Here is a 22,986-nt window from a genome sequence, read left to right as displayed (position 1 = left end):
TGGAGAGACGGATAAACAGGACCTGAACCATGCCCAGATCACAGCACCATCCGCTGCCCCCTGCTTCTGGAGAACCCGAAGCCGCAACCCCGGTTGCAGACCGGATGGTGGCCCTGGCCAGATACATCGAAAGCCGTCCCGATGAGCCGCTCAGGCTGGCCGATCTCGCTGAGATTGCCGGGCTGTCAGCTTCCCATCTTCAACGGTCGTTCAAGGAGACCTTCGGGTTATCGCCAAAGGCCTATCAGGATGCCCTCCGGATGCGCGCGTTCAAACAGGCGCTGCGAACTGGCCAGGCCGTCACCGATGCCATCTACGATGCCGGCTTTGGCTCGGTCAGCCGGGTGTATGGCGCACCGGACCGGCAGGTGGGCATGCCGCCGTCGCGTTATGGAAAAGGCGGCGAAGGTGAAATGATCGCCTATGCCAGCAGGCAAACTGCACTTGGCCTGCTGATGATGGCCGCCACCGACAAGGGTGTGTGCTTTGCCGAATTTGGCGACGATGAAGAGACCTTGCACGAGCAACTGCAGAAGGAATTCCCGAAAGCCCGGCTCGCCCCGTCAGGGGCCAGTGAGTCTCCGGAACTGGATGCCTGGATGGTCGCGCTTGATGAACACCTCTGCCAAAACAAACCCCGCCCTGACGTGCCTCTCGATATTCGTGGCACTGCCTTCCAGACAAGAGTCTGGAAGCTGTTGTTAAGCGTTCGGGAAGGCGAGGTGGTGAGCTACACAGAACTGGCAAGGCGCCTTGGGGAACCCAAAGCGGTTCGGGCAGTGGCCTCCGCCTGCGGCAGGAATCGCATCGCGATATTGATACCCTGCCACCGGGTGTTGAGAAGCGACGGCTCGCTCGGAGGCTATCGCTGGGGCCTCGACCGCAAACAGCAGTTGCTTGAGAAGGAGCGTTCAGTCACGGCCGAGTAACACCCAGAATTGCCGTCGGAAAAATGCCGCCTCCTGTTTCAATGAAAACAGCTTCGGCGCGAACAGCCAGGTCTGGGTGATACCCATCAGGTAGGTATAACTCAACAGCCCCAGATCTTCCGGATCTTCCTCCGTTTTGATCAGACCAAGCTGAACGGCCTGGCCAACCAGATCCCGAAACATGGCAATAATCGACGCGGTCAATGCCCGCTCCCGTTTCAGAGTGCGGCTCATGGCATCGGTGAGTTCGGTCTTGTTCAGCAGGATTTCAAACGACTGCCGGTACTTTCTGTCGTTAGCCAACAACCCCAGCCAGCGCTCGATAAAATGGTCCATCGCCGCAATGGGGGTATCGCGCATGGCTGAACATTCTGCGACGAGTGCTTCCAGCGGTTCCTGAGAATAGGCCAGCACCGCTTCGTACAGATCGTCCTTGTTCTCAAAATGCCAGTAAATCGGCCCACGACTGCAGCCCGCTTCCTTTGCAATCCGGCTTAATGTGGTCAGTGAGTAGCCATCCCGACTGAACAGTTTTAACGCCGCTTCAAGAACGGTCTGGCGGGTTTTTTCGGCATCTTCCTTGGTACGACGCATAGGTGGTTTTTTCTCCGGTTTACTCGGGTGCTCGGGGTTGGGGGCGGATGGCCTCTCCAAAACTGTGCGGAGCCATGGATGGCGGAGCCCAAGCGCCCCAGGGATGGGCCGAAGGAGCGTGTTTTGGAGAGGCCATCCGCCCCCAACCGTGCTCCCAAGCTCACAAAAAAGGGCACGAGTAATCGTGCCCTCAGCTGTCCATCAAGGCAAGCAATGACCGGACTTAGATCTCGCCGTCGGCTGCCATCTGCATGTAGCTGTCGTTAAACCGCAGTTTCACGTTGGCTTCGTCGCCCATGATTGAACCATCCGGAAATTCGATGCCCACGAAATCCGGGCTCATGGCGCCCTGGCCAAGCAGGCCCTTGTCGAAAGAGAACTGGCGAACGCTGTCCATGGCTTCTCGGGCTTCCTCGCTGTTGATGAAGTCCACCGACATCTGCGGTTCCCAGAACATCTTCATGCCGGCCAGTTGGGCTTCATAGCCGGCTTGGTCGGTACCGGACAATTCACCCAGAAAGGCTCTTGCCTCCTGCCCTTTCTCGGAGTCTGAGGCCAGAATGCTCATGGTTTCATACCAGGCGCCGACAAGGGCCTTACCCAGGTTCGGGTTGTCTTCCAGGGTCTCGGAGTTCACCAGAGTCAGATCCTTGATGTGACCCGGAATCTGGCTGGAATCGAACAGTTTGGTGGCGCCCGGGTAGGCTGCCACCTCTGCCAGCAGCGGGTTCCAGGTGGCGACATGACGAACGTCGTCGGTCTGGAAGGCGGACACCAGGTCGGCATCAGAGATGTTCACCACGCTGATATCGCGCTCCTCCAGCCCAACCGTGTTCAACGCACGGACCAGGAGATAGTGGGAAACGGACAGCTCCACCAGATGCACGGTTTCGCCTTCAAGGTCCTCAATCGACTTGGCGTCCTTCGACACCAGGCCATCGTTGCCGTTGGAATAGTCACCCACGATCAGGGCGGTGGTGTCCACGCCTGAGGCCGCCGGAATCGAGAGGCCGTCCATGCTGGTGGCCACCACGCCGTCAAACTGGCCGGCGGTGTACTGGTTGATGGATTCGATGTAGTCGTTCACCTGCACGATATCCACTTCGATATCGTACTTGTCCGCCCACTTCTTCATGATTCCGTAGTCTTCGGCGTACTGCCAGGGTACCCAGCCGGCGTAGATGGTCCAGGCAATGCTGAAGGAGTCCTTTTCCTCAGCGAGAGCCCCCATGGCCAGGGAAGCGGTCAACACGCCGGCGGCCAGGCGTTTGCTCAGGTCAGTTGTTTTCATGGTGTCTCTCCTCGGGTCTTGCCCGTGTGTGCAGGTTTGGTCTTTTTCAGTTTGTGATGGTTGCTGGCATTACTCGTTTGTCTCTTCCACGATCACCACCGGCGTTCCGGGTGATACTGCCTGGCCGGCTTCCCGGCGCACGTCTACCACGCGACCGCTCACCGGGCTCAGTAGCTCGATTTCCATTTTCATGGATTCGATGACGGCCACCGGTCGCTGGGCCTCGATGGTGTCGCCGGGCTGGACCAGGCATTCCCACAGGTTGCCGGCCACGTGGCTTTCCACGGCGTGTTGGCCGGCTGGCAGGTTGGCGATATCGCCCTCGCCGGTGTCCTCGATGGGCGCCTCGGAGCTGAAATTGATCTGGCCGGATTCGATCCAGCGTTGCAGTTCCTCGTCGAAGGCCTGCTTGCGCTTACCGGTGAAGGTCTGGATCTCGTCGTTGTTGTCGGCCAGAAACTGCTCGTAGTCCTTCAGGTTGAAGCGGGTTTCTTCGACCCGGATCGGGTAGTCGCCGTTGGGGAAGTCCCGGCGGATCTGTTGAAGCTCCTCGGCGCTGACTTCATAGAAGCGCACCTGATCGAAGAACCGGAGCAGCCAGGGTTTGCCGGGCTCGAACAAGTCCGTCGTGCGGTAGCGGTTCCACATCTGCAGGGTGCGACCGACAAACTGGTAGCCACCGGGCCCCTCCATGCCATAGATGCACAGGTAGGCGCCGCCGATGCCCACGGAGTTTTCCGCGGTCCAGGTCCGGGCCGGGTTGTACTTGGTGGTCACCAGCCGGTGCCGTGGGTCCAGCGGCGTAGCCACAGGAGCGCCCAGGTAGACATCACCCAGGCCCATCACCAGGTAGCTCGCATCGAACACGGTCTTTTTCACCTCGTCGATGCTGCCCAGCCCGTTGATACGGCGGATGAACTCCAGGTTGCTCGGGCACCAGGGTGCGTCCTTGCGCACTGACTGCATGTATTTGGCAATGGCGGTCTGGCAGGCCTCGTCATCCCAGGACAGGGGCAGGTGCACGACGCGCGCCGGCACATCCCATTCCGGCTGCTTCTCCAGTTCCTTTTCGGCGCTGATCAGCAGATCCAGCAGAGTACGCTGGTTCAGTTTCTGGCTGTCGTAGTGCACCTGCAGGGAGCGGATGCCCGGTGTCAGCTCCAGGATGGCGTCGTGATTCTGCTCACGCAGCCACAGCATCAGGGCGTGGGCGCGAAATCGCAGGCGGATATCCAGCTCCATGGGGCCGTATTCCACCAACACGTAATTGTCGCCGGCAGCCCGGTACTCCACGCCGGTTTCGTGTTCCTCGGGCGTCAACGCATCGAGGATCGGCGTCTCTGGTTTCATGGGGGTGATATGGGCGGTGGCCGACGTCAGTGTGGCCACGGATTCATCCAGCGCTGCCCGCAGGGCAACCGCCTGATCCTGGCTCACCGGCACAAACTGCACCTTGTCGCCGGCCTTGAGCTGGCCCAGCTTCCAGAGGTCGGCACTGATCACCGTCACCGGGCAGACGAAGCCGCCCAGGCTGGGGCCATCGGGGCCCAGGATTACCGGCATGTCGCCAGTGAAATCCACCGTCCCCACGGCGTAGGCATTGTCGTGGATGTTGGAGGGGTGCATACCCGCCTCACCGCCGTCGCTGCGGGCCCATTCCGGTTTCGGCCCGATCAGGCGGACGCCGGTGCGGCTGGAGTTGTAGTGGATCTCCCATTCGCTGGCGAAGAAGGTGTCGATGTCCGCGCCGGTAAAATAGTCCGGCGCACCATGGGGGCCGTAGGTGACGTGCAGCTTCCAGGTTTTACCGATGGTCGGTTTCAGGTCGGCGGGCAGGGTGGTTCTGGTCGTCGGTTCCGCATCCGGCAGGGCCAGCACATCGCCGGCCCGGAGCGCCCGGCCGCAATGGCCGCCAAACTGCCCGAGCGTAAAGGTGCTGCAGGAGGTCAGGTATTCCGGGCAGTCCAGGCCGCCACGGAACAGCACATAGGCCCGGGCGCCGTCGGCCGTGGTGGCGCCCAGTTTCAGGGTGGCGCCAGCGGGCACGTAAATCACCTGCCAGAAATCCACCGGCTCGTCGTTCAGGGTGGCCTCCAGCGTCGCCCCGGTCAGGGCAATCTGGGTGGCGCGGTTGAACGTGAGTATCGGGCCCTTGAGGGTGATTTCCAGCCCGGGTGCTCCCTCGGGGTTACCCAGCAGCCTGTTGCCCAGACGGAAGGAGTAGCTGTCGAACGGACCGGACGGCGGCACGCCGATTTCCCAGTAGCCGATGCGGCCCGGGTAATCCTGAATGGTGGTCAGGGTGCCGCCGCTGAGGACATCCACCGTGGCTGGCCGGTAATCGAATTCGTTGAGGGTACGGGTGAATAGCCGGCCTTCGGCAAAGCGCGGGTCGTCCAGCACCTGGCGCACGTACTTGAGGTTGGTTTCGATGCCATACAGCTGGCTGGCATCCAGAGCCTGCATCAGCCGCTGGCGGGCCGACTCGCGATCCTGTTCGTGCACGATGACCTTGGCCAGCATGGGATCGAACAGCGCCGAGACTTCTGTACCCGGCTGAATCCAGGTATCGATCCGAAGACCGTCCCCTGCAGGCCAGGTCACGTTGGTGAGCGACCCGGCACCGGGCTGGAAGTCCTTGTTGGGATCTTCCGCATAGATCCGGGCCTGGATGGCGTGGCCGGAGGCGGTGAGGTTACCGCCCAGTTCTGCCAGGTCCGGCAAGGTGCCGGCACCCAGTTCGACCATCCAGCGCACCAGGTCAACACCGTACACCTGCTCGGTGACGCCGTGCTCTACCTGCAGGCGAGTATTCACTTCCAGGAAGTAGAACTCGGTGGTGTCCGGATCGTAGATGAACTCCACGGTGCCGGCACTGCGGTAGGCGATGCTTTCGCCCAACTGGCGGGCGGTAGCGTGCATGCGGTTACGAACGTCGTCGGTCAGTCCCGGGGCCGGGGCCTCCTCAATCACCTTCTGGTTGCGGCGCTGGGCGGAGCAGTCACGCTCACCCAGAGCCAGCACCTGGCCTTCACCGTCGCCAAACAACTGCACTTCGATATGACGGGCGTGTTCCACAAATTTTTCCAGGAACACACCGCTGTTGCTGAAGTTGTTCTGGCTCAGGCGCTGAACCGATTCAAAGCTCTTGCTCAGATCTTCGGCGCTGTAACAGCGGGACATACCAATGCCACCACCGCCGGCGGTGCTCTTGAGCATCACCGGGTAGCCGATGTTGTCGGCAGATTCCAGGGCCGCGTCCAGATCGGTCAGCAATCCGGTGCCCGGAAGCAGGGGTACGCCGGCGTTCTCTGCGAGGGCCCGGGCGGTATGTTTGAGACCGAACTGTTCCATCTGTTCCGGTGTCGGTCCGAGGAATACCACACCTTCGGCGTCACAGCGCCGGGCGAAACCGGCGTTTTCGCTCAGAAACCCGTAGCCCGGATGAATGGCCCCGGCACTGCTCTTGCGGACAACCTCAAACAGCTTGTCCTGGTCCAGATACGTCGCGGCCGCCGAGCCTTCGCCCAGTGAGTAGGCCTCATCCGCCTGGCGCACGTGCAGGGAATCTGCATCCGCTTCGGCGTAGACGGCTACCGAGGTGAGCCCCATGGCACGCAGAGTACGTATCACCCGGCACGCGATGGCGCCACGGTTGGCGATCAGGACCTTGTTGGGGTTGTTGAGGGTGCCGGTCAGCTCCATACCAGCACCTCGATCGGTGTCGGGTTCCAGCCGTTGCAGGGGTTGTTCAGCTGCGGACAGTTGGAAATCATCACCAGCACATCCATCTTGGCTTCCAGTTCCACGTACTTGCCGGCGTCGGAAATGCCGTCGGCAAAGGTCAGGCCGCCGTCTGCGGTCACCGGCACGTTCATAAAGAAATTGATGTTGTGGGTGATATCCCGCTTGGACATGCCCAGTTCCTCGTGTTCGGTGACCGCTACCAGCCAACTGTCCCGGCAGGCGTGCATGCACTTTTTCTCAAGGGCATAGCGGGTGGTGTTGCTTTCCGCCGCGCAGGCGCCGCCGAGGGTGTCATGCCGGCCGCAGGTGTCGGCGGTGATCTCCAGCATCACGTTGTTTTCCGAGGACATCAGCTTCGAGCCGGCGGTCAGGTAGACATTGCCCTGCTCGCGGATGGTGTCCACGGCGCTGTAACGCTCGGTCGGATTGTGGGCGTTGTAGAACAGGGTGTCGGCGGCCTGGTTGCCTTCCAGGTCCAGGATGCGGACGGTTTCGCCGGCCTTCACCACTTTCAGGAAATACTCGCCCGCCGGTACGGTTTCGCGGAAGGCGGCGTTTTCAGGTTTCAATGCGCTTTGCTTGATCATCTCCGGCCTCCGTTACTGGAACAGGTGGTACAGGGCGTTATTGGCGAAGGCCCGGGTGGCCTCCGGTGAGGACGTCTTGCAGGGATCGGCATCGGTGACCGGTGCCGCCCTGAAGAGCTGGTAACGCACGGGATGGCTGGGGTACCCGGTGGCCGGATTCATCGGGTGCGGGCAGGTGTGCAGCACCACGATGGTGTCCATCTCAAAACGCAGGTCGACGGTGGCGCCGGCGTGGGAGTGATCGCTGACAAAGGCCATGTTGCCGTCGTCGTCGGTCTGCACCTTGCTGAACCAGTTCAGGTTGGCGGTCAGGTCCTTCTTGCCCAGACCGTATTTGGCCAGTTCGTTCAGGAAGCTGGTGAAGCCGTTGCGGTGGTAGTGGTTGTGGGCCTGCTGATAGGTCTTCCTGCCCCAGCGCTGTTCCACCAGATCGGCGGTGCAGGTGCCGGTAACGGTGTCGTGCCAGCCCAGGTCGTCTCGGATGATGGAGGCGAACACCCGGCCCATGTCGGAAAGCAGGACATGGCCACTGGTGAGCAGGAAGGTGTGCTGGTTTTTCAGGGTGTCCGGCATGTTGTAGCGCTCGAGCGCGTTCTCGGGGTTGTACATCAACATGCCGACGTTGGCACCGCCGGTTTCGTCAATCAGGCGCAGCACGTGGCCGCGGCGCATGATGAAAGACCAGTGGGATCCGCCGGGAATCAGATCGTCGTAGAGGGGGGTTGCGGTTTGCAACATGGCCTTTTCCTCCTGGTTAGGGCATTTAAAAAGCGAGAGGCGTCAGTAACTGAGCGATCCTCCCGGGCTTTTGTCCCGCCGTGTAACCTTGGAAAAGGTCGTCAACTCTCGGACCAGCCGTCTGCACGGATTGATGGCAGACCGGAACCCTAGTTGACCATTGGTCAGATTGTGGCGCTTTGATTGTGGTTTCAGTAACCGACTTCTCGCTGCGTAATGGATCAACTGCAGAGTCTGTGCCAATCAGTAAGTTTCTGGTTTTAATAAGGTTTTGTTTTTTGAGCTCAACGCAGGTTGCTTCCTGCTTGGGCGTTCGCACTGTTTTTGTGCATCGGTGGGCGCGTCTGCAGTGCGGATTTCTGGCGGGTGTATTGCGCTTCAGGTCGCTGTTGGCATGGCGTTCCGGTCATCTACTACCAAGGGAGGAGTTTTTCGCCTCCATCGCATCATTCAACTTTCCGGGTTTGGCGTCTACATTGAATGGGTAAACGCGAAAGGCCGCGTTGCCTTGCGACAAACACAACAAGAGGTCGAAACCATGATCTACGCACAACCAGGAAAGGATGGCTCCGTCGTTTCTTTCAAATCCCGTTACGAGAACTTCATCGGTGGCGAGTGGGTTGCCCCGCTGAAGGGTCAGTATTTCGAGAACATCACACCGATCACCGGCGACGTTATCTGTGAGATTCCCCGCTCCGGCGCCGAAGACATTGATCTTGCCCTGGACGCGGCACACAAGGCCGCACCAGCCTGGGGCAAGACCTCTACCACCGAACGCTCCAACATTCTGCTGAAAATTGCCGACCGCATTGAGCAGAACATCGAGATGCTGGCGGTTGCCGAAACCTGGGACAACGGCAAGGCAGTGCGTGAAACCATCAACGCCGACCTGCCCCTGGCAGTGGACCACTTCCGTTATTTCGCCGGCTGTATCCGCGCCCAGGAAGACACCTCCAGTGCTATCGACAACAACACCGTGGCCTATCATTATCACGAGCCACTGGGTGTTGTAGGCCAGATTATCCCATGGAATTTTCCGCTGCTGATGGCAGTGTGGAAGCTGGCGCCTTGCCTGGCGGCGGGTAACTGTACCGTGATGAAGCCGGCCGAGCAGACCCCGGCCAGCATCCTGGTGCTGATGGAACTGATTGGCGACCTGCTGCCACCGGGCGTGGTTAATATTGTCAACGGTTACGGCATTGAAGCCGGCGAGGCCCTGGCCACCAGCAAGCGCATCGCCAAAATTGCCTTCACTGGCTCCACGCCGGTGGGCTCGCACATCCTCAAATGTGCCGCCGAGAACATCATTCCCTCTACCGTCGAGCTGGGTGGCAAGTCCCCCAACATCTACTTCTCCGACGTGATGCAGGCTGAGCCGGAATTTATCGACAAGTGTGTGGAAGGCCTGGTGCTGGCATTCTTCAACCAGGGTGAAGTTTGCACCTGTCCCTCCCGTGCCCTGATTCAGGAAGACATGTACGACGAATTCATGGCCAAAGTCATCGAGCGCACGAAGGCCATCAAGCGTGGCAACCCGCTGGATACCGATGTTCAGGTGGGTGCCCAGGCCAGCAAGGAGCAGTTCGACAAGATCATGTCATACCTGGAAATCGGCAAGCAGGAAGGTGCGGAAGTGCTGACCGGTGGTGGCCGTGAGGAAATGGAAGGTCAGTACAACAACGGCTTCTATGTCCAGCCCACGTTGCTGAAAGGCAAGAACGACATGCGTGTGTTCCAGGAAGAAATCTTCGGCCCGGTGGTGGGTGTAACCACCTTCAAGGACGAGGAAGAAGCCCTGGCCATCGCCAACGACACCGAGTTTGGTCTGGGTGCCGGCCTGTGGACCCGCGACATCAACCGTGCTTACCGCATGGGCCGAGCCATCCAGGCAGGCCGTGTGTGGACCAACTGCTACCACCAGTACCCGGCCCACGCCGCCTTCGGTGGTTACAAGAAGTCCGGTGTTGGTCGTGAAAACCACAAGATGGCGCTGGACCACTACCAGCAGACCAAGAACCTGCTGGTCAGCTACGACATCAACCCACTGGGTTTCTTCTGATTCTCTGAGCGGTAGGCGGGCTTCCCCACACGGGCCCGCCTGTGAGTCGGCACATCGGATGTGCACCTTGACCTCTTTTGGCCCTTCCCAGGGCCTTTTTTTCGTTCCAGCAGCCTGTCGGGCTTAAGGCTGCTAGGCAACGGGCAAGTCCGACTGCGGACTTATTACAACTTGGGGAGGCCCAAAAACAGTGCCAAAGTACCATATTGATCTCCTATCCCTGTCAACTAGGATGAGAAGTGGGTTATCGGCAATGTCGTTGATTCACCCGCAATGCGCTAACAATTACGACAACAGAGGTAAGCATTATGTGGACCAAACCAGCCTATGAGGATCTGCGCATCGGTTTCGAAGTTACCATGTACTTCGCCAACCGCTGAGTGCTGAAGCGGCCAGCCTGAGTGGCTGGCCGTTTTACTTCCGGAGTGTCCAATCATGTTCATCCACGTTCTGGGCTCCGCCGCCGGCGGTGGCTTTCCCCAGTGGAACTGCAACTGCGCCAACTGCGACGGCTTCCGTCAGGGCACCCTGAACGCCCGTGCCCGCACCCAGTCTTCCGTTGCCGTCAGTGAAGACGGCGAGCACTGGATCCTGTTCAACGCCTCTCCCGATATTCGCGCCCAGCTGGCTTCTTTTGAAGCCATGCAGCCGGCCAGGGCGCTTCGGGACACCGGCATCGATGCTATCCTGTTGATGGACAGCCAGGTGGATCACACCACCGGTCTGCTATCGCTTCGCGAGGGGCTGCCCATGGACGTCTGGTGTACCGAGCAGGTACACGAGGACCTCAGCGGCGGCTTCCCCCTGTTTACCATGCTCAGGCACTGGAATGGCGGCCTGAACTGGCGCCGGGTGGCGGCCTCTGAACAGTCGCCGTTTACGATTCCCTGCGCACCGTCCATCGAACTGACTGCCATTCCGCTGCTGAGCAACGCGCCGCCGTATTCGCCGCGCCGGGATAACCCGCACCCGGGGGATAACATCGGTATTTTTCTTGAGGACACCCGCACCGGGCAGACAGTGCTCTATGCGCCGGGCCTCGGAGAGCCGGACCCGCGCATCCTGGACTGGATGAAAAAAGCCGATGTGCTGCTAGTGGACGGCACCGTCTGGCACGACGACGAGATGATCCGCCAGGAAGTGGGCACCAAGACCGGGCAGGCCATGGGGCATCTGGCCCAAAGTGGCCCCGGAGGCATGATCGAGGTGCTCGACACCCTGCCGGCCAGCCGCAAGATCCTGATTCACATCAACAACACCAACCCGATCCTGAACGAGGACTCGCCGGAGCGCGCGGAACTGACGCGCCACGGGATTGAGGTGTCCTGGGACGGAATGCATATCGACCTGTCGGGGCCGCCATGAACGCCAAAGCCAACACCGCCATGAACCGCACGGATTTTGAACAGGCCCTCCGGGACAAGGGGCAGTATTACCACATCCACCACCCGTACCATAAAGCCATGTATGGCGGACAATGCACGCCGGAACAGATTCGTGGCTGGGTGGCCAACCGGTATTACTACCAGATCAGGATTCCCCAGAAGGACGCCGCGATCATGGCCAACTGCCCGGACGCCGGCGTGCGCCGGCTCTGGCTGCAGCGGATTCTGGACCACGACGGCCACGACGGCGATGCGGGTGGTATCGAGGCCTGGCTGTCCCTGGCCGAAGCGGTGGGTCTGACCCGGGAAGAAGTGATCGACCAGCGCCATGTGCTGCCCGGTGTCCGGTTTGCGGTGGATGCCTACCTGAACTTTGCCCGCCGGGCCACCTGGCAGGAGGCGGCCTGTTCCTCCCTGACCGAACTGTTCGCGCCGGAGATCCACCAGTCCCGACTGGACAGCTGGCCGGGCCACTATCCGTGGATTGACGAGGGCGGCTACCGCTATTTCCGCAAGCGGCTGTCGGAGGCGCGCCGGGATGTGGAGCACGGCCTGACCATCACCCTGGACCACTTCACCACCGGCGCCGGGCAGACCCGGGCCCTGGAAATTCTGCAGTTCAAGCTGGATATCCTGTGGACCATGCTGGATGCCATGACCATGGCTTACGGCCACCGTACGCCGCCCTACCATACGGTGACCGACCAGCAGGTCTGGCACCGGGGGCTGTAATGGGGGTTGCCATGCACCAGGTTCCGCGTTTTCGCCGTGGCTTCCGCTTCCAGTGGGAACCCGCCCAGGAAAGTTACGTTCTGCTGTATCCGGAAGGTATGGTGAAGCTGAACGGCAGCGCCGGTGCTATTCTCAACGAGGTGGACGGCCAGCGCAGTGTGGCCGACATCGTTGCCACCCTGGAGCAGCAATTCCCGGATGCCGGACCGCTCGGCAAGGACGTGAGTAATTTTCTGCAGGATGCGCAGCAACACCACTGGATCGACCTGTCATGAACACCTCGCACGCACCCACACCGGTCAACCCCCATAAGGCGGGGCCGCCCCTCTGGCTGCTGGCGGAGCTGACCTATCGCTGCCCGCTGCAGTGCCCCTACTGCTCCAACCCGCTGGACTTTGCCCAGACCGAACGGGAGCTAAGCACCGACGAGTGGGTGAGTGTGCTACGCCAGGGCCGGGCCATGGGCGCCGCCCAACTGGGCTTTTCCGGCGGCGAGCCCCTGGTGCGCCAGGACCTGCCGGAGCTGATCGCCGAAGCGCGACAGCTGGGTTACTACACCAACCTCATTACCTCAGGCCTGGGGCTGACCGACGCCAAGGTGGCTGCCTTTGCCGAGGCCGGACTGGATCATATCCAGGTCAGTTTCCAGGCCTCGGACCCCGAGCTGAACAACGCCGTGGCCGGCTCCCGCAAGGCCTTTGACCAGAAGCTGGCCATGGCCCGGGCGGTCAAGGCGGCGGGCTACCCGATGGTGCTCAACTTCGTGATCCACCGCCACAACATCCACCAGATGAACGACATCATGGCCCTGTGTGAGCACCTGGGGGCGGACTACGTGGAACTGGCGACCTGCCAGTATTACGGCTGGGCTTTTGAGAACCGGGAAGGGCTGATGCCCTCGAAAACGCAACTGGTGCAGGCGGAGCAGGAAGTGAACGTGTACCGTAAACGCCTGGACGCCACCGGCTCGGCCATGAAGCTGATCTTCGTCACTCCGGACTACTACGAAGAGCGCCCAAAAGCCTGCATGAACGGCTGGGGCAACCTGTTCCTGACCATAGCCCCGGACGGCACTGCGCTGCCGTGCCACAGCGCCCGCCTGCTGCCCATCGACTTCCCCAATGTCCGGGACCAGGATCTTCAAAGCATCTGGTACGACAGCCCGGGCTTCAACCACTACCGGGGTGACAGCTGGATGCCAGAGCCCTGCCGCTCCTGTGATGAGAAGCAACAAGACTTCGGAGGTTGCCGCTGCCAGGCCTATCTCTTGACCGGCAATGCCGATAACGCCGACCCAGTCTGCAGCAAGTCCCCTCACCATGATCGAATCCTGGCCGCGAGGAACGCTGCCGATCACGCCACGGCCGGCCTTACTGGACTCATCTATCGAAATGCGGACAACTCCCGACTGTTCTTCCGGGGCTGAGCATTGCCTTGAAGCCCGGGGATGTTGCCGATCAATAAGATGAGAGGGAAGTGCTGATGATGTACCACGCTCATGAAAATGCCCGTGCCGCGGTTGGTGATAGTCGTGCCCATGTCTGGCCATTTCCCAATATTACTGTGAGGCACGGTGCAGGAGTCTCACTCTCCATAACCTCGTACAGGTGACCAATGTTTCGAGCAAAGAACAATCCAGGCGCGTGTCGTCATCCAGTCCGACCGAAACAGGTCGTCTTGTGTTTGTTTTGGCCCTTTGCCGCCGAGGCGGAGCTCGCGGTGGATGAAATATACTCCCCCCGGATCACGGCAGGTGATCTCGAGATCGGTGTGGTTGGCGCGTTTCTGGACAGTCAGGGAAGCGAAGACGACAATCTCCGGTTTGATCAGTGGGAAATTGGTTACGGGATAACGGATCGCTTCAGTGCCGAACTCAACTTCAACGCCATTAAGAGCCCCGGGAGTGCCTATTCACTGGACGAATATGAAATTGAATTGGTTGGGAATTTTTTTCAGGACCATGAGAGCGCTGCGGGATTGTTTCTTGAACTATCAAAAGAACACCGGGGAACAGCCAGTGAGATAACCATTGGGCCGCTCTATGAAAGACAGTTAGCCGATCACTACCAGGTTCTGACCAATGTTCTGGTCGGCCGTTCATTTGGTGAAGACGACGAGCAGCTTGAGCTGACCGGCTCGATACAGGCTGCCTATACGAAGTCTGAAACTTTTCAGCCGGCACTGGAGTATTACGGGGCCCGAAACAACCATTTGCTGGGGCCCGCAATCCTGGCTGAGGTCAGGGTGGGCTCCAGCCTCCTGGAACTCCAGGCGGGCGTTGCGTTTGGCTTGAACGCGGAGTCCGACGATGTGATCTATCGCTGGGAACTGGGAATGGAGCTGTAATGACCTGCCCGGGTTCCCTCCCTAACCATTATTGCGGCGACAGCTGGATGCCGGAGCCCTGCCGCTCCTGTATCGAAATGCGGACAACTCCCGGCTGTTCTTCCGGGGCTGACGGCCCCTTCTGTGCATCCACGCCCGCAAGGTCAGCGCCTGACAATACCCCTATGAGCGCCTATGAGGCCTGTGCGGCCCACACTCAAAGAGGCGGGCTCGCGGTTTCTGCGGCCGGTGTTTTCTGGTTACAGAGCGATCCGGCCGAAGGCAACGCTAATCTCTGGTATCTGTCCGAACAGGGGCCCGCTCGCCTGGGCCCGGACGGGTTGGGCATCCGTAGCCGGGTGAACGGTTACGGCGGCGGCGCGCTGGCGGCTTCCGATACCGGTGTGTTCGTGGTCGGTGAGGATCAGCAGATCCGGTTTATCGATCTGGCCGACGGCACCTGCTCCTTGCTTACCGATGATCCCGGGGCCACCTATGGCGGACTGATCGCCGATGCGCCCCGGCAGAGGGTGCTGGCCGTTCGCGAGGCCGGTGGCGAGCAGCAGCTGGTGGCGGTCTCTGTGGACGGTGAGCTTCGGACTCTCCATTCCGGTCAGGACTTCTACAGTGCGCCCGCGCTGTCTGCCGACGGCAGGAAGTTGGCCTGGACAAGCTGGCAACTGCCGGACATGCCCTGGGTTCGCAGCCGGCTCTGGACAGCGGGCGTAGTGCAAGATGGTGGCCTCCGTGAGTGCCGCCACTGGCCGACGCCTTCAGAAGCCTCCGTTCAGCAACCGGTCTTCGATCGCGCCCGGTTGTGGGTGCTATCTGATCACGCCGGCTGGTGGCAGCCTTGGTACCTCGACACCCTGATCGGTGACGGACTCTGGCACTCGGGCCAGTCTGCCGAGCTGGACCATGCTAACGCGCCCTGGCAACTGGGGGAGTGCCATCATTGTCCGCTTGCCAATGGCGGCTGGGCTCGGGTGCAGTATCGCAACGGATCGGGAGAGCTGTGGTTGCTGTCACCGGAAGGCGGTGACGCTTTCCGGGTGGCCCGGGACTACAGCGATTTTCGTTACCTCCGGGCCTCCGGCGGTAGCCTGTATTGCGTTGCCCGATCAGCGACCCATCTGGATGCTGTCCTGCAGATCGAACTGCAAACCGGGCAGGCCAGGATTCTGGCGGGTGGCGAGAACCCCTTGCCGGGTTCAAGGCCTGCGCTGCCGCTGGATATTGAAGTGCCGGCACTTGAGCACGGCGAACAGCCGGTCCATGGTTTCTTCTACACACCGAAACTGGCCTCGCCGGAGTTGCCTCCGCTGATTCTCATGGCCCACGGTGGTCCCACCTCCGCTGCCTACCCGGTGTTCAGTCCCCAGGTGCAGTACTGGTGCCAGCGAGGCTTTGCGGTTGCCGAAGTGAACTATCGCGGCAGCAGTGGTTTTGGCCGTAAATTCAGGCTTGCCCTTGAGGGGCGCTGGGGTGAGGCAGATGTTGAGGATATGGAGCGGACCGCGGATCACCTGGTGTCTGTCGGCCTGGTGGACGGCCGCCGGGTGTTTATCCAGGGGCGGAGCTCCGGTGGTTACACGGCCCTGATGGCCATGATCCAGAGCCGGAAATTCACCGCCGGCGCCAGCATGTTCGGGGTGACAGACCCGCTGCGGCTGAGGGCCATGACCCACCGCTTCGAATCCGGATATCTGGATTGGTTGTTGGGGCCACCAGGAGCTAACCCCGAGCGCTGGCGCGAACGAACGCCGCTTTACCACGCCGACTGTATTGCCGCGCCCATGATCTTTTTTCAGGGTGGGCAGGACAAAGTCGTGGTGCCTGAACAGACCCGCGCCATGGTTGATGCCATGAAGGCAGCAGGACGCACATCGGAATTGCACTGGTTTGAGCAGGAGGGCCACGGTTTCCGGCATCAGGCGAACCAGGCGGACATGCTGGAAAGGATGTTCAGCTTTTATCGGAGGCATGGCCGCAAGGCCAATGAACGGGCGGAGAACATGAGTTAAACTCTCGGCTACGCCTATAACAACAAACGGTCGAGTAGAGTCTGATGAGCCACGACATCTCCGCCCTGCGAAAGTTCGTATCACCGGAAATTGTCTTCGGCGCCGGCTCCCGGAAGTCGGTGGCCAACTTCGCCAGTAACTTCGGTGCCCGGCATGTGTTTCTGGTGTCTGATCCGGGCGTGGCCGCGGCAGGCTGGGTCAACGAGATCGTAACCCTGCTGACCGACGCGGGAATTCGCTCTACCGTATTTACCGGCGTATCACCCAATCCCAGGGTCGACGAGGTGATGACCGGAGCCGAGCTGTACAAATCCAGTGAATGTGATGTCATCGTTGCCATCGGTGGCGGCAGCCCGATGGATTGCGCCAAGGGCATCGGTATTGTTGCCACCCACGGCCGCAATATTCTGGAATTCGAGGGCGTGGACACCATCACCAACCCCTCACCGCCCCTGATCCTGATCCCGACCACCGCGGGCACATCGGCGGATGTTTCCCAGTTTGCGATCATTTCCGACCCGAACCGCCGGTTCAAGTTTTCCATCATCAGCAAAGCCGTGGTGCCAGATGTGTCCCTGATTGATCCCGAAGTCACGGAAACCATGGACGCCTACCTGACCGCCTGTACCGGCGTGGATGCCCTGGTTCACGCCATTGAGGCGTTCGTGTCTACCGGCAGCGGGCCATTGACCGACACCCATGCCCTGGAAGCCATCAGGCTGATCAACCGGAATCTGGAACCCCTGGTGGAAAATATCGCCAATCCTTACCTCAGGGAACAGATCATGCTGGCCTCCATGCAAGCCGGGCTGGCGTTTTCCAACGCAATTCTGGGGGCGGTGCATGCCATGTCCCACAGCCTCGGCGGGTTTCTGGATTTGCCCCACGGGCTGTGCAACGCGCTGTTGCTGGAGCACGTGGTGGCCTACAACTTCCAGTCTGCGGAGGACCGTTTCCGCCGGGTGGCCGAGGCCATGAATATCGATACCCGGGGTATGAGCAAGCCGGAGATCAAGAAACGGCTGATGCAGCGAATCGTTGAGCTGAAACGCAAAGTGGGACTGGAAGCACGCCTGGCCCAGTTGGGAGTCAGCGTTTCGGATATTCCCCACCTGTCCGGCTTTGCCCTTCAGGACCCCTGCATTCTCACCAATCCCCGCAAGTCGTCGCTCAGGGACGTTCAGGTTGTCTATGAAGAAGCGCTCTGACGTTCAGGACGACGAACACGACAGTGGCTACGAAGTTGGCGATCTTCTTGGCCTCGGCAGCCAGTCGGTCCGCAAGAACTATTACCCGGCATTGCAGGAGCGGATTGAGGAGCTGGAGCAGGAGCGCAACCGCTACAAGTGGCTGTTCGAGAACGCCCTGCATGGCATCTTCCAGGCCAACCTGCGGGGTGGCTTCCTGGCCTGCAACCCCGCCATGGCGCGAATTTGCGGTTATGAAAGTGCCGAGGCCCTGACGCAGCGGGTTATCCGGCTGCGGGAACAGCTGTTCTGCAGTGCCAGTGAGTTCGATGCCATTCGCCAGGAACTTCTGAATGAAGGCCGTTTGAGCGCCCGGGAGACACGCTTCCAACGGGCGGACCGCAAGCCGGTCCATGTGGCCGTCACCCTGTTGCGGCGGCCGGATCTCGGGCCAGAAGTGGTGGAAGCCTTTGTGGCCGACATCACCGAGCGGGTGCTGGCCCGGCAAAAACTGGAACAGCTGAATGCGACTCTTGAGCGTCGGGTGGAAGAACGCACCGAGGCGCTTCAGAACGCCAACGTCGGCCTGCGCTACCAGATTGAGGAGCGGGAGAAGGTCGAGCGGGAACTGGTGGTGGCCATGGAGGCAGCCAGGGAAGCCAACCTTGGCAAGGATAAATACCTGGCAGCGGCCAGCCATGACCTGCTGCAACCACTGAACGCCGCCCGGTTGATGGTTTCCGCGCTTCAGGAGAGCAGCTTGCCGGAGCAGGAAACCCGGATGGTGCATCAGGTACACCGGGCGCTCGAGGGCGCTGAAGACCTGCTGGCGGATTTGCTGGACATCTCGAAACTCGACCAGCAGGCTATGAAACCGGATCTGGTGTATACCGATGTGGCCGCCCTCGCCAGGTCGCTGGCTGAGGAGTTTGAGGCGGTCGCCGCCAATAAAGGACTGGCCTTCCGGGTTCGGACCATCCCGGTCGTGGTCAAAACCGACCAGCGCATGCTGACGCGCATTCTCCGCAACCTGCTCAGCAATGCCTTGCGTTACACCCGAAAGGGGGGCGTTGTATTGGCCCTGAGAGCACGGGGTGACCAGTTGCGGATCGAGGTCTGGGATACTGGGGTGGGCATAGCGGAAGACAAACTCCGGGATATCTTCACGGAATTTCACCAGTTACTGCCCCATGACACCGGTGGCCGCCAGGGCGTGGGCCTGGGGCTTGCCATTGTTGAGCGTATGGTCCGGATTCTGGGTTATGACATTGACGTGTCTTCCAGGCCCGGGCGCGGCTCCCGGTTTGTGCTGACTCTGCCGCTGGAGCCGGCGCGAGCCCTGCCGGAAATGCCCCGTGCGGGTGCGCTTCAGGGTTTTTCCGATGGCTTCGGCGGACTCTCCATTCTGGTCATCGACAATGAGCCGGCGGTCCTTGAGAGCATGCAGGTACTGCTGGAACGCTGGGGCTGTGAGGTGCTCACCGCCGGCAGCAAGGTTCAGGCACTGGAAGTGCTGGAGCACGCCGACCGGATTCCGGCCATCATCCTCGCCGATTACCATCTGGACAACGAGCTGACCGGCTACGACGCCGTTCACGGGGTTCGTCGTTACCTTGGCCGGGACATCCCAGCCGCCATCATCACCGCAGACCGCAGTGACGATACCCGTAAACTTTTGCGGGCCCAGTACCTGCCGATCCTGAACAAACCGGTCAAGCCCAACCGGCTCAGGGCCCTGATGACCAGCCTTCTTGCCTCTGCCTGAGAATCTCCCTCCCGTGCCTGACCAGGGAATTGCCGCACAAAGCAGGGCATTACCGCACAAAGCAGGGCATTACCGCACAAAGAAAGATCCGCCGGACTACACTTACCAAAGGCAGACCTGAAGGGAGATTAGCCATGAGTATTCCGGAAAACAGCCTTACCAACCATGAAGTCACTGTATGCCTGGCCGGCGGTGCCGTTCTGGGCCCGTTCAACGCCACCTGGAACCAGGATTCCGGGGGCGACGTGCGGGAGCTGGTACGTGAATACGATGGTTTCCTGCAGGGTGAAAAGCAGCACCGGTACAAGTTTCACCTGCACGATACCTACACCAATACCGTTCATACCCTGATCCTGAATTTTGAGCAGGTAACCGGCATTTGCGACCATGTCCGGTTGAGATCCCAGGGCGGCGGCTGAGACACAGCCGGCAGCGTTACGTAAACGCCGGAGGGGCCAAAGTGCAAACGGACGGACAGGAGGGAGCATGAGCGAATACAGAACGGAAACCGACAGTCTCGGAGACATCCAGGTTCCCACGGACGCGCTCTGGGGCGCGCAGACCCAGCGTGCGGTCGAGAATTTCCAGGTCAGTGGCCAGCCGATGCCCCAGGCGTTCATTGCCGCAGTGGCGCAGATCAAGCGTGCGGCAGCGGAGGCGAATACCAGTCTCGGACTTCTGGACAACGATCTTCGGGACGCGATTGCAGAGGCTTGCCAGAATCTGGTGGACGGCGCGTACGCGGACCAGTTTCCGGTCGACCGGTATCAGACCGGTTCGGGGACCAGCACCAACATGAATGTGAATGAGGTGATTGCCAGCATCGCCCGCAACGCCGGTTACGAGGTGCATCCGAATGATCATGTCAACATGAGCCAGAGCTCCAATGATGTGATCCCAACGGCCATTCACGTCAGCACAGTCGCCGCCGTGAAGGAAAAACTTCTGCCGGCACTCTCGCACCTGCGCGGCGTGATCTATGAGCAGGAGGCGGCTTTCTCAAGCCAGGTAAAAACCGGACGAACCCACCTGATGGACGCCATGCCGGTTACCCTGGGTCAGGAACTGAGAACCTGGCGGGAGCAGCTTCTGGCCGCGGAGAAACGGGTGGAAGCGGCAGCGGACGAACTGTTGGCCGTGCCCCAGGGTGGTACCGCGGTAGGCACCGGTATCAACGCATTACCGGAATTTTCCGGCCAGTTCATCAAGTTCCTGCGTGCCAATACCGGCTACTCTTTTACCTCACTGGAACACAAGTTTACCGGCCAGAGTGCGGTGGATGGTCCGGTGGCGCTTTCTGCCCAGCTGCGCGGTGTGGCGATTGTGCTCACCAAGATCGCCAACGACCTGCGCTGGATGAACAGCGGGCCGATTCATGGCCTGGCCGAAATCAGCCTGCCGGCGCTGCAACCGGGCAGCAGCATTATGCCAGGTAAGGTGAACCCGGTGATTCCGGAATCGGTGGCCATGGTCGCAGCCCAGGTCACGGGCCTGGACAGCGCGGTGGCCATGGCCGGACAGTCCGGAAACTTCCAGCTCAATGTGATGCTGCCCCTGGTGGCCGGTAACCTGCTGGACATGACGGACCTGCTTACCAATGCGTCGATTATGCTGGCGAACAAGGCGATCCGGGATTTCACAGTCAACGCTGACAACCTGAATGCCGGAGTGGGACGGAACCCGGTGCTGGTAACCGCGCTGAATCCCGAAATCGGTTACAGCCTGGCGGCGGATATTGCGAAGGAGGCCTACCGCACCGGGCGACCGGTGATCGATGTTGCCGAGGAGCGCAGCGGTCTGAGCCGCGACAGGCTTGAAGAACTCATGGATCCGCTGAAGCTGACCCGGGGCGGCATCGCCTGACCGGTTATATGACCGACTGTACCAGAGGGAGCCCACGCGCTTGCTGATATCCCTGGAGCTGTTTGTCATGCTGGTGCTTGCCAATGGGGCACCGGTAGTTGCTGCCGGCCTGCTCAAGGGCATTTGGTCGGCGCCGGTTGATGGTGGCCGCCTGTGGAAAGACGGCCGCCCCATCCTGGGTAAAAGCAAGACCTGGCGGGGTGTAGTGTCTGGGGCCCTCGCCTGCGGGCTGTTTTCACTGATCACCGGGTTGGGATTCATTTTCGGGTTTATGTTCGGCGTTTTCGGGCTCATTGGTGACATGCTGAGCAGCTTCGTCAAGCGGCGGTGGGGCCTGGCTTCCAGCGCCAGGGCCCTGGGTCTGGATCAGATCCCCGAATCGCTACTGCCCATGTTGCTGGCAATGTGGTGGTTGCCTGTCAGTGGCTGGGTGGTCATTGGTGTGGTGGTGCTCTTTACCCTGTCGAACATCTTCGCTTCACCGTTGCTCTATCGCATCGGCATCCGCCGGCAGCCCCATTAATCCGGCCCTCGCGTCAGGGTATGGATGGTGACCTCCGGAGGGCAGTTCAACCGGGCGTTCACCACCGAAGTGCCGGAGCCGGGTGAGGTGTAACCCTGCATGCCATTCATCCGCCAGTAACCGCGCCCAAGGCTGCGCGGGCAATTAGAATCCAGGGTGACGGGAATGCCACCGGGCAGGCAGATCTGGCCGCCGTGGGTGTGGCCGCACAGAAATACGTCATAACCGGCGTGGGCGGCTTCGCGCCATATCTCCGGGGTGTGACTGAGCAGAATGCTGGTTCCCCCGGCCGGGATGTTGTCGCCGGCCCGATGCAGGTTGTGCACCTTGAAGAAGTGGGCATCGTCCACGCCCGCCAGGTACAGGGTCTGGCCCTTACGTCCAAGGGGGGCCATTTCGTTCATTAATAGCTGGTAGCCCATGTCTTCCAGTGCCGGCACCATGCGGACACTGTCGTGGTTGCCGAGCACGGCGTAGGCTTTGCCCCGGATGCCATCACGCAGTCGGGACATGCCGTCGAGGGCATCTTCGATGGGCCCGCACGTGAGCTTGCGGTAGTCACCGGTCAGTACACACAGATCGTAGTCCAGGGGCTCGATCTCGCGCAGAACTGCCTGCAGGTTGGCCTCGTCCATGTCCACATGCAGATCCGTCAGGTGCAGAATGCGGTAACCTTCAAAGGCGGCTGGCAGGTTTGGCAGGTGGAATCGATTGTGCACCGTGTTCAGGCGCCGGCTGTTGTTCTGGCCACGACCCCACATCCCCACCATTATCAGGCAGGTACGGATAAAACCGGGAGCCGTGGCCCAGTTTTCCAGATGGAAGGAGCTGTGATCCTGCCCGAAAACCTTCGCTTCGGCTTCCCGTTCAATGCCGAGTCTCTGGCGGGCATGAACGGGGCCAAGTCTCAGGCTCAGGCGGTATTCCAGGAGTTCGTCCTGGTTTTCCGGTGTGCGGGCCCTTGCCGTCATTTTTCTTCCTTTGTATGCCGAGCCGGGCATGGCCGATGTGCAAAGTGGCAAACCCTGTCTGTCATTATGGTTGGCCCTCAATGGTATGCAACCAAAACGACACAATGTTCATGTTTGATGCCAGAGCCGTGTTCAATACCCGATAACGAATATAAACAAGGTACTAATGATAGAGAGCGCAGGTAGTGAAAGGCTGTCTTCCCGGCAGTTGGCAAATCTGCCAATTTCCAGCCACAATCCATTCCTTACAGGCAGACAAACCCGAA

General features: G+C 60.5%; 20 protein-coding genes and 1 riboswitch. Of the genes, 14 read left to right on the top strand and 6 right to left on the bottom strand.

Features of this window, described 5'->3' with window-relative positions:
• Nucleotides 1-29 precede the first annotated feature (29 nt).
• Nucleotides 30-929, top strand: coding sequence for a bifunctional transcriptional activator/DNA repair enzyme AdaA (locus NLK58_RS10520; RefSeq protein ID WP_117618491.1), 900 nt, complete (start codon nucleotides 30-32; stop codon nucleotides 927-929).
• Here NLK58_RS10520 and NLK58_RS10515 read toward each other — a convergent pair.
• The 5 genes from NLK58_RS10515 to NLK58_RS10495 all read right to left on the bottom strand — a co-directional run bounded on the left by NLK58_RS10515 (nucleotide 912) and on the right by NLK58_RS10495 (nucleotide 7,886).
• A complete protein-coding gene (locus tag NLK58_RS10515) occupies nucleotides 912-1,523 on the bottom strand; it encodes a TetR family transcriptional regulator (protein WP_341580729.1) in 612 nt (203 codons plus the stop codon). The two genes, NLK58_RS10520 and NLK58_RS10515, sit on opposite strands and share 18 nt — an antisense overlap.
• A gap of 223 nt (nucleotides 1,524-1,746) precedes the next feature.
• Nucleotides 1,747-2,814 (bottom strand): putative urea ABC transporter substrate-binding protein, encoded by a 1,068-nt coding sequence (locus tag NLK58_RS10510; RefSeq protein ID WP_341580728.1) that lies wholly within the window; start codon nucleotides 2,812-2,814, stop codon nucleotides 1,747-1,749.
• A gap of 69 nt (nucleotides 2,815-2,883) precedes the next feature.
• Nucleotides 2,884-6,519, bottom strand: a complete 3,636-nt coding sequence (gene uca, locus NLK58_RS10505) for an urea carboxylase (RefSeq protein WP_341580727.1) — start codon at nucleotides 6,517-6,519, stop codon at nucleotides 2,884-2,886.
• Entirely contained in the window at nucleotides 6,510-7,148 is a 639-nt protein-coding gene (locus tag NLK58_RS10500; RefSeq protein WP_341580726.1) for an urea amidolyase associated protein UAAP2, read from the bottom strand. Before NLK58_RS10500 ends, uca begins: the two co-directional genes overlap by 10 nt.
• A 12-nt stretch (nucleotides 7,149-7,160) precedes the next feature.
• Entirely contained in the window at nucleotides 7,161-7,886 is a 726-nt protein-coding gene (locus tag NLK58_RS10495; RefSeq protein WP_341580725.1) for an urea amidolyase associated protein UAAP1, read from the bottom strand.
• Nucleotides 7,887-7,943: 57 nt separating this feature from the next.
• Nucleotides 7,944-8,050: riboswitch (guanidine-I (ykkC/yxkD leader) on the bottom strand.
• A gap of 374 nt (nucleotides 8,051-8,424) precedes the next feature.
• Between NLK58_RS10495 and NLK58_RS10490 the strand changes: the two genes are divergently transcribed.
• The 13 genes from NLK58_RS10490 (at nucleotide 8,425) to NLK58_RS10430 (ending at nucleotide 21,749) form a co-directional block, all read left to right on the top strand.
• Complete coding sequence (locus NLK58_RS10490) at nucleotides 8,425-9,945, top strand: aldehyde dehydrogenase family protein (RefSeq protein WP_341580724.1); 1,521 nt, start codon at nucleotides 8,425-8,427, stop codon at nucleotides 9,943-9,945.
• 308 nt (nucleotides 9,946-10,253) lie between these two features.
• A complete protein-coding gene (gene pqqA, locus NLK58_RS10485) occupies nucleotides 10,254-10,325 on the top strand; it encodes a pyrroloquinoline quinone precursor peptide PqqA (protein WP_007153157.1) in 72 nt (23 codons plus the stop codon).
• Nucleotides 10,326-10,380: 55 nt separating this feature from the next.
• Nucleotides 10,381-11,310: a pyrroloquinoline quinone biosynthesis protein PqqB gene (gene pqqB, locus NLK58_RS10480; RefSeq protein ID WP_341580723.1), complete on the top strand. Its 930-nt coding sequence runs from the start codon at nucleotides 10,381-10,383 to the stop codon at nucleotides 11,308-11,310.
• The gene (pqqC, locus tag NLK58_RS10475) at nucleotides 11,307-12,062 is read left to right on the top strand and encodes a pyrroloquinoline-quinone synthase PqqC (protein ID WP_341580722.1); all 756 of its coding nucleotides are present in this window, start codon (nucleotides 11,307-11,309) and stop codon (nucleotides 12,060-12,062) included. The genes pqqB and pqqC overlap by 4 nt, the downstream gene beginning before the upstream one ends.
• Entirely contained in the window at nucleotides 12,062-12,337 is a 276-nt protein-coding gene (pqqD, locus tag NLK58_RS10470; RefSeq protein WP_341580721.1) for a pyrroloquinoline quinone biosynthesis peptide chaperone PqqD, read from the top strand. The genes pqqC and pqqD overlap by 1 nt, the downstream gene beginning before the upstream one ends.
• Nucleotides 12,334-13,488, top strand: a complete 1,155-nt coding sequence (gene pqqE, locus NLK58_RS10465; RefSeq protein WP_341580720.1) for a pyrroloquinoline quinone biosynthesis protein PqqE — start codon at nucleotides 12,334-12,336, stop codon at nucleotides 13,486-13,488. Before pqqD ends, pqqE begins: the two co-directional genes overlap by 4 nt.
• Before the next feature lie 293 nt (nucleotides 13,489-13,781).
• Complete coding sequence (locus NLK58_RS10460) at nucleotides 13,782-14,408, top strand: hypothetical protein (RefSeq protein WP_341580719.1); 627 nt, start codon at nucleotides 13,782-13,784, stop codon at nucleotides 14,406-14,408.
• 164 nt (nucleotides 14,409-14,572) lie between these two features.
• A complete protein-coding gene (locus tag NLK58_RS10455; RefSeq protein ID WP_341580718.1) occupies nucleotides 14,573-16,411 on the top strand; it encodes a prolyl oligopeptidase family serine peptidase in 1,839 nt (612 codons plus the stop codon).
• A 44-nt stretch (nucleotides 16,412-16,455) separates the two neighbouring features.
• Nucleotides 16,456-17,619, top strand: coding sequence for an alcohol dehydrogenase-like regulatory protein ErcA (ercA, locus tag NLK58_RS10450; protein WP_117618478.1), 1,164 nt, complete (start codon nucleotides 16,456-16,458; stop codon nucleotides 17,617-17,619).
• Nucleotides 17,603-19,363 (top strand): NahK/ErcS family hybrid sensor histidine kinase/response regulator, encoded by a 1,761-nt coding sequence (locus tag NLK58_RS10445; RefSeq protein ID WP_117618477.1) that lies wholly within the window; start codon nucleotides 17,603-17,605, stop codon nucleotides 19,361-19,363. Before ercA ends, NLK58_RS10445 begins: the two co-directional genes overlap by 17 nt.
• 134 nt (nucleotides 19,364-19,497) lie before the next feature.
• Nucleotides 19,498-19,782: a hypothetical protein gene (locus NLK58_RS10440; protein ID WP_117618476.1), complete on the top strand. Its 285-nt coding sequence runs from the start codon at nucleotides 19,498-19,500 to the stop codon at nucleotides 19,780-19,782.
• Nucleotides 19,783-19,849: 67 nt separating this feature from the next.
• The gene (locus NLK58_RS10435) at nucleotides 19,850-21,226 is read left to right on the top strand and encodes an aspartate ammonia-lyase (protein WP_117618475.1); all 1,377 of its coding nucleotides are present in this window, start codon (nucleotides 19,850-19,852) and stop codon (nucleotides 21,224-21,226) included.
• Nucleotides 21,227-21,266: 40 nt separating this feature from the next.
• Nucleotides 21,267-21,749 (top strand): CDP-archaeol synthase, encoded by a 483-nt coding sequence (locus NLK58_RS10430; RefSeq protein WP_117618474.1) that lies wholly within the window; start codon nucleotides 21,267-21,269, stop codon nucleotides 21,747-21,749.
• On the opposite strand, the gene NLK58_RS10425 is transcribed toward NLK58_RS10430, so the two are convergent.
• On the bottom strand, nucleotides 21,746-22,720 hold the full coding sequence (locus NLK58_RS10425) for a metallophosphoesterase (protein ID WP_117618473.1): 975 nt from the start codon (nucleotides 22,718-22,720) through the stop codon (nucleotides 21,746-21,748). The two genes, NLK58_RS10430 and NLK58_RS10425, sit on opposite strands and share 4 nt — an antisense overlap.
• Nucleotides 22,721-22,986 lie beyond the last annotated feature (266 nt).

Origin of the sequence: Marinobacter metalliresistant (genome assembly GCF_038098645.1) — a bacterium.
In the GTDB taxonomy this organism is placed as follows: Bacteria; Pseudomonadota; Gammaproteobacteria; order Pseudomonadales; family Oleiphilaceae; genus Marinobacter; species Marinobacter metalliresistant.
This window is presented reverse-complemented; position numbering and strand designations above follow the sequence as displayed.

Bases quoted from the DNA above. Each gene is read 5' to 3' on its own strand.
- NLK58_RS10455 (WP_341580718.1), top strand. From the start codon at position 14,573: ATGAGCGCCTATGAGGCCTGTGCGGCCCACACTCAAAGAGGCGGGCTC.
- NLK58_RS10435 (WP_117618475.1), top strand. From the start codon at position 19,850: ATGAGCGAATACAGAACGGAAACCGACAGTCTCGGAGACATCCAGGTT.
- NLK58_RS10445 (WP_117618477.1), top strand. From the start codon at position 17,603: ATGAAGAAGCGCTCTGACGTTCAGGACGACGAACACGACAGTGGCTAC.
- NLK58_RS10495 (WP_341580725.1), bottom strand. From the start codon at position 7,886: ATGTTGCAAACCGCAACCCCCCTCTACGACGATCTGATTCCCGGCGGA.
- pqqB (WP_341580723.1), top strand. From the start codon at position 10,381: ATGTTCATCCACGTTCTGGGCTCCGCCGCCGGCGGTGGCTTTCCCCAG.
- NLK58_RS10500 (WP_341580726.1), bottom strand. From the start codon at position 7,148: ATGATCAAGCAAAGCGCATTGAAACCTGAAAACGCCGCCTTCCGCGAA.
- pqqE (WP_341580720.1), top strand. From the start codon at position 12,334: ATGAACACCTCGCACGCACCCACACCGGTCAACCCCCATAAGGCGGGG.
- NLK58_RS10520 (WP_117618491.1), top strand. From the start codon at position 30: ATGCCCAGATCACAGCACCATCCGCTGCCCCCTGCTTCTGGAGAACCC.
- NLK58_RS10440 (WP_117618476.1), top strand. From the start codon at position 19,498: ATGAGTATTCCGGAAAACAGCCTTACCAACCATGAAGTCACTGTATGC.
- pqqD (WP_341580721.1), top strand. From the start codon at position 12,062: ATGGGGGTTGCCATGCACCAGGTTCCGCGTTTTCGCCGTGGCTTCCGC.
- NLK58_RS10425 (WP_117618473.1), bottom strand. From the start codon at position 22,720: ATGACGGCAAGGGCCCGCACACCGGAAAACCAGGACGAACTCCTGGAA.
- NLK58_RS10510 (WP_341580728.1), bottom strand. From the start codon at position 2,814: ATGAAAACAACTGACCTGAGCAAACGCCTGGCCGCCGGCGTGTTGACC.
- NLK58_RS10490 (WP_341580724.1), top strand. From the start codon at position 8,425: ATGATCTACGCACAACCAGGAAAGGATGGCTCCGTCGTTTCTTTCAAA.
- ercA (WP_117618478.1), top strand. From the start codon at position 16,456: ATGAGCCACGACATCTCCGCCCTGCGAAAGTTCGTATCACCGGAAATT.
- pqqC (WP_341580722.1), top strand. From the start codon at position 11,307: ATGAACGCCAAAGCCAACACCGCCATGAACCGCACGGATTTTGAACAG.
- uca (WP_341580727.1), bottom strand. From the start codon at position 6,519: ATGGAGCTGACCGGCACCCTCAACAACCCCAACAAGGTCCTGATCGCC.
- NLK58_RS10515 (WP_341580729.1), bottom strand. From the start codon at position 1,523: ATGCGTCGTACCAAGGAAGATGCCGAAAAAACCCGCCAGACCGTTCTT.